General features: G+C 40.1%; 14 protein-coding genes. 9 read left to right on the top strand and 5 right to left on the bottom strand.

Annotated features, from left to right (window positions below; translation table 11 throughout):
• Positions 1-58 precede the first annotated feature (58 nt).
• From infC to BST86_RS02525, 5 genes are all read left to right on the top strand, one after another.
• On the top strand, positions 59-571 hold the full coding sequence (infC, locus tag BST86_RS02545; protein ID WP_262491894.1) for a translation initiation factor IF-3: 513 nt from the start codon (positions 59-61) through the stop codon (positions 569-571).
• A gap of 110 nt (positions 572-681) precedes the next feature.
• Positions 682-1,119: a hypothetical protein gene (locus BST86_RS02540; RefSeq protein ID WP_105981882.1), complete on the top strand. Its 438-nt coding sequence runs from the start codon at positions 682-684 to the stop codon at positions 1,117-1,119.
• A 170-nt stretch (positions 1,120-1,289) separates the two neighbouring features.
• Complete coding sequence (gene rpmI / locus BST86_RS02535; protein WP_055412294.1) at positions 1,290-1,487, top strand: 50S ribosomal protein L35; 198 nt, start codon at positions 1,290-1,292, stop codon at positions 1,485-1,487.
• A 103-nt stretch (positions 1,488-1,590) separates the two neighbouring features.
• Positions 1,591-1,935 (top strand): 50S ribosomal protein L20, encoded by a 345-nt coding sequence (rplT, locus tag BST86_RS02530; RefSeq protein WP_055412293.1) that lies wholly within the window; start codon positions 1,591-1,593, stop codon positions 1,933-1,935.
• A gap of 168 nt (positions 1,936-2,103) precedes the next feature.
• Complete coding sequence (locus BST86_RS02525) at positions 2,104-3,306, top strand: acyloxyacyl hydrolase (protein ID WP_146126694.1); 1,203 nt, start codon at positions 2,104-2,106, stop codon at positions 3,304-3,306.
• Positions 3,307-3,511: 205 nt separating this feature from the next.
• Here BST86_RS02525 and BST86_RS02520 read toward each other — a convergent pair whose 3' ends face one another.
• A complete protein-coding gene (locus BST86_RS02520) occupies positions 3,512-4,723 on the bottom strand; it encodes a hypothetical protein (protein ID WP_146126693.1) in 1,212 nt (403 codons plus the stop codon).
• A 211-nt stretch (positions 4,724-4,934) separates the two neighbouring features.
• Here BST86_RS02520 and BST86_RS02515 point away from each other — a divergent pair, with 211 nt between their 5' ends.
• Positions 4,935-5,855: a 2-hydroxyacid dehydrogenase gene (locus BST86_RS02515; protein ID WP_105981879.1), complete on the top strand. Its 921-nt coding sequence runs from the start codon at positions 4,935-4,937 to the stop codon at positions 5,853-5,855.
• 117 nt (positions 5,856-5,972) lie between these two features.
• Here BST86_RS02515 and BST86_RS02510 read toward each other — a convergent pair whose 3' ends face one another.
• The gene (locus BST86_RS02510) at positions 5,973-6,329 is read right to left on the bottom strand and encodes a hypothetical protein (protein WP_105981878.1); all 357 of its coding nucleotides are present in this window, start codon (positions 6,327-6,329) and stop codon (positions 5,973-5,975) included.
• Positions 6,330-6,500: 171 nt separating this feature from the next.
• Positions 6,501-6,932, bottom strand: coding sequence for a hypothetical protein (locus BST86_RS02505; protein WP_105981877.1), 432 nt, complete (start codon positions 6,930-6,932; stop codon positions 6,501-6,503).
• Positions 6,933-7,305: 373 nt separating this feature from the next.
• Between BST86_RS02505 and BST86_RS02500 the strand changes: the two genes are divergently transcribed.
• Positions 7,306-8,271, top strand: coding sequence for an IS110 family RNA-guided transposase (locus BST86_RS02500; protein ID WP_105981876.1), 966 nt, complete (start codon positions 7,306-7,308; stop codon positions 8,269-8,271).
• Between the two features lie 127 nt (positions 8,272-8,398).
• On the opposite strand, the gene BST86_RS02495 is transcribed toward BST86_RS02500, so the two are convergent.
• On the bottom strand, positions 8,399-8,824 hold the full coding sequence (locus BST86_RS02495; protein ID WP_146126692.1) for a hypothetical protein: 426 nt from the start codon (positions 8,822-8,824) through the stop codon (positions 8,399-8,401).
• Positions 8,825-9,229: 405 nt separating this feature from the next.
• On the opposite strand from BST86_RS02495, the gene BST86_RS02490 reads away from it, so the two are divergent.
• Both BST86_RS02490 and rluF read left to right on the top strand, forming a co-directional pair.
• Positions 9,230-9,568, top strand: a complete 339-nt coding sequence (locus BST86_RS02490) for a single-stranded DNA-binding protein (protein WP_105981874.1) — start codon at positions 9,230-9,232, stop codon at positions 9,566-9,568.
• Positions 9,569-9,964: 396 nt separating this feature from the next.
• Positions 9,965-10,717, top strand: a complete 753-nt coding sequence (gene rluF / locus BST86_RS02485) for a 23S rRNA pseudouridine(2604) synthase RluF (protein ID WP_105981873.1) — start codon at positions 9,965-9,967, stop codon at positions 10,715-10,717.
• Positions 10,718-11,324: 607 nt separating this feature from the next.
• Here rluF and BST86_RS02480 read toward each other — a convergent pair.
• The gene (locus tag BST86_RS02480) at positions 11,325-11,630 is read right to left on the bottom strand and encodes a GIY-YIG nuclease family protein (RefSeq protein ID WP_105981872.1); all 306 of its coding nucleotides are present in this window, start codon (positions 11,628-11,630) and stop codon (positions 11,325-11,327) included.
• Between the last annotated feature and the right edge of the window lie 111 nt (positions 11,631-11,741).

The following is an 11,741-nucleotide window of genomic DNA, read 5'->3' as shown; positions in this document are numbered from 1 at the left end:
TTAAAATTATTTAGCCATAGCAATAAGAAGACGCAGAAGCCGCGGACCAGCGCGGATTATCAAAGAAGACAAGCACGCGATCAATGAAAAAATACGTGCACGCAAACTACGACTGGTAGGAGAAGGTGTTGAACCCCAAATTATCGACACTAGAGATGCCCTAGCCAAAGCTCAGGAAATGGAAATGGATCTTGTAGAGATCTCTCCTAATGCTGATCCACCAGTGGCAAAGATCATGGACTACAAAAAGTTTGTCTATGAACAAAAGAAGCGCGAGAAAGCCATGAAGGCAAACGCTTCTAAAGTGGTCATTAAGGAAATCCGTTTTGGACCCAATACAGATGATCACGATTATGAGTTCAAAAAGAATCATGCCGAGAAATTTCTAAAAGAAGGTGCCAAATTAAAAGCGTACGTATTCTTTAAAGGTCGTTCTATCATTTACAAGGATCAAGGAGAGATACTTTTATTGAGACTTGCCCAAGATCTAGAAGAACTGGGTAAAGTAGAACAGATGCCTAAAATGGAAGGTAAGCGCATGAATATGTTCTTAGCTCCTAAGAAGAAATAAAGACGTTTTTCTAGTGTATAGATCGCTAGACTGAAAGAAAATAGATAAAAGACTGTCCCCACAATGGGAACAGTCTTTTATAGTTTTGACATGTTTTTAAAAAGCATTCAATGAGTTGTATTCTGAGAGTTTCGGGAGAAAAATTTAAGGTTGACGAATTCCTATTATTTTCAAAATTAAAAGCTTATTCCGTATGTAGAATAGGTGAAAAAAGAGACCATAGAATGAAACTGGATTCTGAGTTTCATGAAACAAATGGTTTTCAGCTGGAAGTTAGTAATGCTGATTATAATGACTTTGACAGGCAGAAAGCAGATGCCGTAAATTTCTTGAAGCAAAACTATAAATGTCTTGGTAATATAAATACATATGGGCTGCACACAGGAAAAGAGGACTCTATCTATTTAGATTTTGCTATCGAGAATCTGTATCTGGATTTCTATGTCCAAACAAAGTTCTTAGAACCTGAACTTCTTCAACTAGCAGGTAATCTTAATATCGAAATCGCATTAAGTTTATACGAGCCTGATAGCGATGAGGAGGAATAAATCCTCATAATAAAAAGCTTTCTTAACTATAAAGATTAGAATAAAAAACCTACTTTTGCAGTCCTCAAAATTGATGGGATTCTTAAAGCTGATTCGAGCGTTAATCGAGAACAGCGTTTTGAACATCACGATTTCAATGTTGAGGATGCGAGAATTTAAAAAAGGAACTTATGCCTAAGATGAAAACAAAATCCAGTGCCAAAAAGCGTTTCAAGCTTACCGGTACAGGAAAGATCAAAAGAAAACACGCTTTTAAAAGTCACATCTTGACTAAAAAGAGCAAGAAACGTAAACTAGCCTTGACGCACGATACCCTTGTGCACAAGTCTGACGAAGACAATATCAAGTTACAATTACGTCTTAAATAAGACCGTACTGTAAACCTTGATGGTTTATTAATTCATTTACAAACCCAGTTTCTAGGCTTACAAGAATTCATTTTTGAATCGCCTGTTACTAAAAAATTAAATTATGCCAAGAGCAACAAACAGAGTGGCCTCAAGAGCCCGCAGAAAAAAAGTCCTCAAGCAGGCAAAAGGTTATTTCGGACGTCGTAAAAACGTATGGACAGTAGCCAAAAACGCAGTAGAGAAAGCCATGTCTTACTCTTACCGCGATAGAAGAAACAAGAAAAGAACCTTCCGTAGATTATGGATCACGCGTATCAACGCTGGTGCAAGAATGCATGGAATGAGCTACTCACAGTTTATGGGAGCTGTCAAAAAGAACAACATCGAGTTGAATCGTAAAGTTCTTGCTGACCTAGCAATGAATCACCCAGAAGCTTTTGCAGCTGTAGTCAATCAAGTAAAATAAAGGTGTAACCACCTCTCGCATTTAAGGAAGATCCCGATCAGCAATGGTCGGGATTTTTTTATGCCTTGTAATGAGTTCGCTTTCGCGAAAGCGAACAACTATCCAAGCATGGTGCTATTTTCAATCTATGGTTTTAAAAGTTATTTTTGATCACTGAAAATAAACTCATTGAAAAACACAGTTTTATTACTATGGCTTTTAATAGCTAGCCTATGTTGCGCACAGCAGTCCAATGAGGACTATCCATTCTTGTCTAAAACCTACGTGCAGTTCAATCTAGGCATGATCTTCAATGACTTTAATGAAGAACAGCTTCAAGATGGATTTACGTATGACGGTACCAATCCCAACCGATTTTCGGGCAGGATCTTGTTAGGTTATGAATTTGCTCCAGATTGGGCCATTCAATATGGTGTACTGCGACCCGCCAGCTGGTTTGAGTATGAAAAGGTCAGCGGTACCAATCTAAGTAAAACGGTATGGACCAATGTATGGTCATTGACTGCCAAAAAGGATTTTCATTTGAACGATCGCTGGGGCGTTTTTATAGAGGCTGGACCTGCTACTGTTGCTCGTAAGGGATTTACTCTGGGAACAGAAACTGGAGTTGAAGATTACAGATACCTTTCTATTCTAGCGGCTGCCGGCATCACCTATAAGTTATCAGATCAATGGGAACTGCTTGCCCACGCCGTTCATATCCCAAAGGATCAACAAAACCAGCCGTCGATTCAAAATTATAGTGTAGGCGTGCAGTACAACCTCAACGAATTGGCACCAAAAACTAATGGTGAGAATGCAAGTGATCGTCCGTTTTTTCCAACACATACGTTTCAAATAGGCTATGGAAATGATTTTATTGGTTATGCTCCTAATAAGATTTTCTCGATGAATGCTAGAATTGGTGGTACCGAGAGTTTGGGAATTCCCATATTTTGGTATGGAGATGCCAAGGCGTCCAACACTGTACTGGCCAATTACACCAAAACCGTTTATAAGTCCAATAAATTTTTCAGTCTAGGCTATGGAGCCAGCGTCACCGCGTTTGAGAATAGCATTGATAAAAAGTGGACCAGTGCGCTATCTATCTATCCGCATATCAACTTCTTTTTTTGGCGCAGAGAAGGATTTGATGCCTATGCAACCTATAGCGTCATAGGACCTACGTTCATTACCAGAGAAGATATTGACGGCGTGGAAACAGGACCTAAGGTCACCTATCAGGATTTTATAGCTGCTGGCGCTTACTTTGGCGCTGATCGCAAGTGGAATGCAGAGCTCAAAATCATTCACTATTCCAACGGTAATATTTTCCCACGCAACGATGGTGTGGCTGTACCTATTGTTTTTCAGCTGGGTTATCAGTGGTAGAAAGCTAGCTTAAATATCAAAAACCCAAATTCCAAATCTCAATTTTAAGTTTAAGTTTAAGTTTAAAGATTCAAACCGCATTTTAATACTTGCAAATTGGGTATTGTAATATTTTACTGGATTGCCATTGGTTTTGCTATGTAATTATCACGCTTTCGCGAAAGCGTAACTTTCATAAGCATAACACCCATTAAGTCTTGTAAGACTACAATTTAAACCTCACTCCTATTCCGCTTTCAAGATCTGGAGCATTGTTGACCTTAAGGTCTTCTTTTACATAAACTAAATACTGGATGCGCTCGCGGCCATGAGTGTAGTGAAGCGTCCAGCTGCTCAAGCTTTCCAACAATGTCGTAAAGGCATTGTGCCAGCCAGCATTAATACTTGACCAGTCGCCTTCCAGGTAGAAATAATCTTCCTCGGCTTTTTTGCGATAGCGGGTTTGTTCCTGATAATTCAGTCCCAAGCTGTTGTAATTGCCACGATCAGTGATATCTGTCCACTCCACCATGATTTCGCCAGATCCTAAAAAATCATTGTTGCCTAGATCTACGTTTTGGTCAAATTCCAGCAGGTTTCTTCTCAACACACTGCCGCCTATTCCTAGTTTCCAAAAATTCCCGTTTTTCATGTTCCACTCTTTTAACAGGTCTGCGCTCACACCTGCATCTACTGATCGATTAAATCGAGTAATGTTCCAACCCGAGTGCAGCGCAAGGTTAGCGTAAATTTGTTTCCTTTCAAGCCAATCAACTTTTGGGTAGTAATGGTAAGCGGCTTCCATACCACCTAGAAATAGCTCGCCATGCTGCATGGAAAGTTCCCGGCCACGGGCATCGATATATTCAAAATTCACCTGATTAAGCCCATAGAACCTACGACCGAAGGCGTCCTCACCACCAGCCACATTGCTATGGAACCATTCAATGGAACTATCGCTGGAGAAATAAGAAAAAGGATAATTGCCCTTAACGGCAGTAAAACCTCTCAAGCCTATCTGCAACTCACTTTTAGCATTGATAGGGATTTCCAGATCGACCCGATATACTTTAAGCACGGCATCAAATTCAAAATCAAAAATCTGGGCTGGTGTAGTTTCTTGATCCTGAAAATCAAAGATTCTAAAAAACCAGGTAGTGTTTGAAAAATCTTCTCGTATAGAAGGATCTTCTGGTAAATAGGCCTTTAATTCTGGCTGGAATACATTGCCACTTTGTTGCTGTAGGCGCATCGTTACATCAGACACAGGTTCTTTTTTAAAATTCTGCGAGATGCGGGAAATGTAAATCCCAAAAGGATGCGTGCTCAAAAGGTTAAGCTTATCAATACCAGGTTTATAAACAGTATCTGTCACCTGTGATTGCGCACCACAAATGCTACAGAATAAAAGCGATAACGCAATTAATTTTAGTTTCAATGAATATTAGGTTGGTACTCAAAAGTACTAATATTATGTTAACAGATTAACTAAAAAAGCATCGGCAGGAATACTTATGATGTTCATTTGTTTTGAGGCTGAGTAGAGTTCGCTTTCGCGAAAGCGATAACCACTTAAAACGATAAACCCATATTAAAGATGTGGCAAGTACCCTAATTCTGGCTTACATTGTGCGCCAAAACCAAGAAGCGTGGCTATTTTATTGATTAGAAATGATAAGGATTACCAACCATGGATCGATGCATTCCAGGAATATGACGCGTCACTTGAAGTCGTGACTCCTGAAATGGATCACGATCCAGATGCGGTGACCATGGCCATGACGTGGAAGGCTCCAGAAGGTAGTTTTAAGGGATATGACCATTTGCAGGTTATTGGTTCTCTAGGTGCTGGTGTGGACCATCTTTTTGCAGATCCATCGTTGCCTGAAAATGTACAGCTCACACGTGTCGTGGATGAAAAGCTGTCTGGCGACATGCAGGAATTTGTTCTAGGTTTATGCTTGAACCATATTAAAAACCTGCACTTCTACGCGCAGCAAGACCGTGAATGGAAGCCACAACCCTATTTGCGTGTAGAGAATGTTCATGTAGGTATCTTAGGTTTTGGTACTTTGGGACAAGCGGTAGGTGCCAAATTGAAAAGCGTAGGCTTTCAAGTTTCGGGATGGTCAAAAACAGCCAAAAACGTTGATGGCATCAAGAGTTACACAGAAACAGAACTGGATGACTTTTTGAATATTTCTCAGATTTTAGTGTGTTTGCTACCGTTGACAGAAAAAACCAGCGGCATCCTGAATCAAACACTTTTCCAGCAATTACCTGAAAATGCTTTTTTAATCAATGTCGCACGCGGCGGTCATTTGGTTGAAACAGACTTGCTAGAAAGTATAGAAAACGGCCACCTGTATGGAGCTGCACTAGATGTTTTCAATAAGGAACCTTTGTCGCAGGATCATGCTTTCTGGAAACACCCAAAGGTTTTGATTACACCGCATGTGGCCAGCAATAGCAACCCGCCAACGGTGGTAGAACAGATCGTGGAGAATTTCCGAAGAATGAAAAACGGCGAGCCTTTAAAAAACACGGTTTCTAGCGAACGCGGCTATTGATTTTCCTGTGCTATAAACGGTAAATGGTGCTTACTGGATGATGCGAGAGACGCAGATGGAGTCATAAGTTTTACAAGATATTTCCCTGTATGTGCGGTGAAAATATTTAAACTGTAATTATTCCTCTATTTTCTGATATTCAACACTCGCTTTCGTGATTCCTTCTGGATTGGGATCTAGATAAAGTTCGTATCCTTTTAAAAGTTTTACTTTTTGAAACTTACCTTTTTCAACAGTAATTTCTTCTACAACCTTTCCCTCGTTTTGTATTCTGATGTAAAATGAACGATACCCTAGATTTCTGACAATGACATAACAATCTTGACCAACAAAAGGATTGATCGTCGCATCTTGACCAGGACCTTTACCGGTCATGATCATACTCTGAGACGGTTCTAGAACAAATTCCGTTTGAGCTATCATCTCTAATTGAACTAACAATATTAACGAGATAGATAAAAGAAGTGATTTCATGGCGTATCTAGTTTAAAGAATGGGCTAAGCCGGTTCGGCCTGATGTACTTGCGTATGCAACTATTGCGTTGTTTATACTCTTAAATATAGCACCAAATTGAAAATGTACGAGGATTTTCTGAGGTAGTTGAGAACAAGCAATTACTTATAGCCAATGTTGTGCAACGTTTTTTATTCAGTATTATAATGCAGTAATCCTTTTTCATAAAGCATATTTTTAAATTCTTTGGAATTACAATTCACTTTTGCAGTCGATATTCCGCTTCCAATTACATAAATAAAAGGTCCAGGTCGATTACTCCAACCTTTTCCAAATTCTCTCGGTTCATAACCAGCCATTCGTCCACTTATTAAAATCCGATTTTCGTCCGTTACTTTTTCGACGATTAAGTCAACACAAGGATAAATTTTGTTTTTGTCGAAATAAACTTTTTTCGCAATCAATTCAGTCACATTATCTTTTCCAGTTGCTTTTATTCTTTCAGCGAAATGCCATTCAAACTCAAAGTCGTTTGGCAATTCTTTTCCCGAATATAATTCAGCATAAAGTTTTAGTTCTGAAAGAGTCTTTTCTATATGTTTTTTGAATTCGTTTCGGGTCATTTTTCAAATGTTGCACAACGGTCTCGTATAACCGTCAGTTACGGGTTAATATGCGTTAATTTTGGATTGGTACTGACGTTAGCAATTCAGAGTGGATTCGGACGTAGTCGAATTCGCGGTGATTACGATTAAGCAACTGATTAGCTATGAGCTATATACATCTTAATCTTGTATTCTCTTTATTTTTAAAATCAAACAGAAAGAACAAAAGGGAAGGTTAAGGTACAGATATACATTGAAGCATTGGACTTCGTCAACATTGATTACCACTTCCCTTTTTCTACAGTACTACGTTCAGTTCTATGAGACTTGAGATCTCGTTTTTAAGTTGTTGTAATGTCTGTAGAATCGTCCTTTCATAAAACTATTTATTATGGATAAATATACAGAAGTCTTTGGAGTAGACATCAGCAAGGACCACTTTGATGTCTTTAGTGAGCGTTATGGACATGAACGTTTCAGTAACAACGATGATGGGTTCCATAGGTTTCTGGAGGGTCTGTACGATACGGACCTGGTGGTCATGGAGGCAACGGGATATTACCACGTTTTGTTACTTGAGTTCCTGAATGGTTTTGGAGTACCGTCATCCCTTCTCAATCCTCTGTCGGTAAAGCGTTTTATCCAGATGAGATTGAAGCGTGTAAAGACGGACAAGAGCGATGCAGAGATGATACGCAGCTATGGCCTACAGGAAAAGGTCGCCATTTATCAGAATAAGAGTGTGGAATCCAAAGCAATGCTTCAGACCTGTAGTATGCTGGAGGTGTACCTGAAGCAGCGTACGATGCTGAAGAATAAGCTACACGGTGAGAAGACCCTTGGTGAGCCATCCGAGGTATTGGTCAAGAGCCTACAGTGCAGCATTACGCATATGGATCAACAGATACAAGTGCTGGAAAACGAATTGGCAGATCTGGTCAAGATGCTCTACGGCAATCAAAAGGCCCATCTGTGCAGCATCCCTGGAATAGGAGACCGCACGGCTATCTATCTTTTGGCACTGACCGATGGCTTTTCCCGTTTTCAAACGGCCTCACAGCTCATCAGCTATGCCGGGATGAGTCCGGTGATACGTGAATCGGGCAGTAGCGTGAGAGGTCGCAGCAGGATCAGCAAGATGGGCAACAGGAGGCTGCGCAATTTGATGTTCATGTGCGCCTTTAACGCCTGTAAGCACAATCCAGGATGCAAGGCAATGTATGAGCGCATCACGGCAAAGGGCAAGAGCAAGAAACTGGCTTTGATAGCTGTTGGGAACAAACTGCTCAGACAGGCCTTTGCGATAGGTAAGAGTGGCCTGCCTTTCGATCCGGCATACGTGAGTCGAGTAGCCTAAAAGGTCTCACTTTAGAGAGAAATACATATCCAAAGGGTCATCAAATCTTTGGAAGGGAAACTTATGGGCTAATTTAAATTAGGAAATAGCTTGTTTTTTACCTCAGTTCTTTGTTGCCCATAGTATTTTATTCATTCAGCTGACTTTCTTCGAACGGTCTAAAATCCTTTTCATTTGGATAATAACTATTCATAAATTTCAAATAAGCGTTTACTTCTCGACCTTTGTCTCCTAAACTTTTTGTGTGATATTTCAACGTATCATTGGATGTTATTATCTCATAAATCAAAGATTTACTGAATTCCGCTTTAATACGTTCCGATTTTAGAGCAAAGTGTTTTTCAAATTCATTGTTTTCGTTCCTGATTGTAATTGTCCCGAGATTATTTATTCGCCATCCATATTCAAGCGGTTCTAACAGGGTTGTGTCTTCTCTGATAATTGTTCGAAGATGAATTTCGTCGTTATTTTTAGTTATCATCAATTCGTCGTGCCTCATCCACCATTCCATATCTAAATTAACGAAGATTTTAATTGTATCCTTGGTAGTCATTTTGGTAGTGAAATTGAATAAGTTTTCAGTTAGTTGTAAGTCTGATTTATATTGCTCAGATTTCTTGTCCGATGTACAATTAGTAAACAGAATACCAACTATAATCAAAAGACTGAATTTAAAATTTAGCACGATTTTCAATATTGTGGGCAACTAGCCGTTATATACAACCATCAAACTACAACTTTAATTCAATTCTTAAAACAGCCCAACCACCCAAATCCTGTTAAATACTTGAATCCATTTGTTACCAAGTGACTTATCGCATTTATCCGTTTACAAACGATAATAAACGAAAGTAACCGATTAAAATAATTTATGAATTAGGAAGTCGTCACATATTTGCACCGTCATCAAATCAGCGATGGCAACAAACAAATTTTTAATCCATACAAACTAATTATTATGAGCAGTTTAAACAACAAAGTACAATTGATCGGTAACCTAGGCGCAGACCCAGAAATCATCAACCTTACAGACGGTAAGAAAATTGCCAAGTTCTCTATCGCCACTACAGATAGGTATAAAAACAAACAAGGCGAGACCGTGAGCGATACTCAATGGCACAACATTGTGGCCTGGAACAAAACGGCCGAGATCGTCGAGAAATACATCACCAAAGGCAATCAAATAGGCATAGAAGGAAAGTTGACCACTCGCAAATGGGAAGATAAAGATGGGAATAACCGCTACACGACTGAAGTCGTCTGCAGCGAGCTCCTGATGCTAGGCGGCAAGGCATAAAACTTCCAAAAACCCATAAGAACCGGCGTGATATATGTGCATCACGCCGGTTTTTTGTGTTCATTCTAAAATCCCTTCAGGATCTCGCATATTCCTGTCACCCTGATTTCATTTCAGGGTCTTAACATGTCTTGTGTTCCTGTCACCCTGAACTCGTTTCAGGGTCTTGATACTTCTTGCAAAATGCTTTTATCAAAATCCGACTCCAGACAAACATCAGAACCTCCGCACCATCAGATGCTGAAATAAATTCAGCATGACATTACACATAGCTGCTGAAACACGTTCAGCAGGACATCATTTAAAAACTTGCCAAACAAATCACGCAGAAAAAAGTTAGCTTGTCTAGAACACATACACAATCCACATCATCCGTGATCTTCTTACCTTTGTCACATGTCAGAAACAGGGATCAGAATCAACAAATTTTTAAGTGAGCAAGGCTACTGTTCACGCCGCGCTGCAGATAAACTCATCGAGCAGGAACGCGTCACAATCAATGGCAGCGTACCAGAAATGGGAACTAAAGTCATGGAGAACGATATCGTCGCCGTGGACGGCAAACTTATTTCCAAGAAGAAAGAAAAACCCGTCTACCTGGCATTCAACAAACCTGTTGGTATCGTCTGTACCACAGATACACGCGTGGAAAAGGACAACATCATCGACTTCATCAACTATCCTACGCGCATATTTCCCATCGGTAGGCTTGACAAACCTAGCGAAGGCTTGATCTTTCTTACTAACGATGGCGACATCGTCAACAAGATCCTACGCGCGCGCAACAATCACGAGAAAGAATATATCGTCACCGTGGACCATAGCATCAACCCGCGATTCATTGAGCGCATGTCCAGCGGTATTCCTATTCTGGACACCGTTACTCGCGATTGTGAGGTCGAGCAAATAGGCAGGAAAACCTTCCGCATTGTCCTTACCCAAGGCTTGAACCGTCAAATACGTCGCATGTGCGAGTTTCTGGACTATCGGGTCACAAAATTGAAACGCGTTCGCATCATGAACGTACCGCTCGACATTCCAGTGGGACACTACCGCGAGCTTACCAATTCTGAAATGGCAGAAATAAGACGCCTCACCGCAGACAGCGACAAAACCTACGTTCCCACTGCAGACGATGATATGGATTAATGCTTAGGTCATTTCGCTTTCGCGAAAGCGTCACAACCATTCTTCATTTCCAACATCATGACCAGCTACTGAAATAAATTCAGCATCACAGAACAGACCATTGTCACCCTGAACTCGTTTCAGGGTCTTGTTAATTCTTGACTTTCTTGTCACCCTGAACTCGTTTCAGGGTCTTGTTCATTCTTGTCCTTACTTGTCACCCTGAATTCATTTCAGGGTCTTGATATTTCTTGTGTTCCTGTCACCCTGAACTCGTTTCAGGGTCTCGTTATCTCGTGTAAAATGATTAAAATAAAATCCGACTCCAGACAAACAACAAAACTTCCCTCCATCAGATGCTGAAATAAATTCAGCATGACAGACCAAACATCTGTCACCCTGAACTCGTTCCAGGGTCTTGTTTATTCCATTCAAACCTTTCACCCTGAACTCGTTTCAGGGTCTTGATACTTCTTGCAAATTGCTTTTATCAAAATCCGACTCCAAACAAACACCAGAACCTCCGCACCATCAGATGCTGAAATAAATTCAGCATGACACTTTTAAAAACGATGCTTAAACAAGATCAGCATGACTTTGAAAAAGATAGAAAAAAGATAAAACCTCGCTATAATTTCCAATTCTCGGCGAGATCATTCCAATCAGGATTTTCGGATTCTATGAGATTAATTTTCCACTGTCGGTGCCAGTTTTTTAACTGCTTTTCTCTCGCAATGGCATCATGCACGAGCTGAAACTCTTCAAAGTAAACCAATCTATGTGCTTTATATTTCTTGGTAAAGTAAGATCCTTCACCTAATCGATGTCTTCGCAATCTATCTTCTAGGCCACCAGTTATTCCTATGTATAGAACACCATTCTTTTTATTGGTCAAAATGTACACGGTGTAATTATGAAACCATCGTTTTGCCATGCATTTAAAATAATATTTTGTGGGCTAAAATTCTATTTCGTACTTATGCTGAAATAAATTCAGCATGACACATTTGAAGGCGATACTGAAACAAATTCAGCATGACACGCT

Source organism: Nonlabens agnitus (assembly GCF_002994045.1).
GTDB classification, from domain to species: domain Bacteria; phylum Bacteroidota; class Bacteroidia; order Flavobacteriales; family Flavobacteriaceae; genus Nonlabens; species Nonlabens agnitus.
Note: the sequence above shows the minus strand (reverse complement) of the source record. Positions and strands in the feature narration are given on the sequence as shown.

What these genes read in the sequence shown, in the direction of transcription:
- BST86_RS02540 (WP_105981882.1), top strand. Translation starts at nt 682, where the DNA reads ATGAGTTGTATTCTGAGAGTTTCGGGAGAAAAATTTAAGGTTGACGAA.
- rpmI (WP_055412294.1), top strand. Translation starts at nt 1,290, where the DNA reads ATGCCTAAGATGAAAACAAAATCCAGTGCCAAAAAGCGTTTCAAGCTT.
- rplT (WP_055412293.1), top strand. Translation starts at nt 1,591, where the DNA reads ATGCCAAGAGCAACAAACAGAGTGGCCTCAAGAGCCCGCAGAAAAAAA.
- BST86_RS02510 (WP_105981878.1), bottom strand. Translation starts at nt 6,329, where the DNA reads ATGAAATCACTTCTTTTATCTATCTCGTTAATATTGTTAGTTCAATTA.
- BST86_RS02505 (WP_105981877.1), bottom strand. Translation starts at nt 6,932, where the DNA reads ATGACCCGAAACGAATTCAAAAAACATATAGAAAAGACTCTTTCAGAA.
- BST86_RS02500 (WP_105981876.1), top strand. Translation starts at nt 7,306, where the DNA reads ATGGATAAATATACAGAAGTCTTTGGAGTAGACATCAGCAAGGACCAC.
- BST86_RS02495 (WP_146126692.1), bottom strand. Translation starts at nt 8,824, where the DNA reads ATGACTACCAAGGATACAATTAAAATCTTCGTTAATTTAGATATGGAA.
- BST86_RS02490 (WP_105981874.1), top strand. Translation starts at nt 9,230, where the DNA reads ATGAGCAGTTTAAACAACAAAGTACAATTGATCGGTAACCTAGGCGCA.
- rluF (WP_105981873.1), top strand. Translation starts at nt 9,965, where the DNA reads ATGTCAGAAACAGGGATCAGAATCAACAAATTTTTAAGTGAGCAAGGC.
- BST86_RS02480 (WP_105981872.1), bottom strand. Translation starts at nt 11,630, where the DNA reads ATGGCAAAACGATGGTTTCATAATTACACCGTGTACATTTTGACCAAT.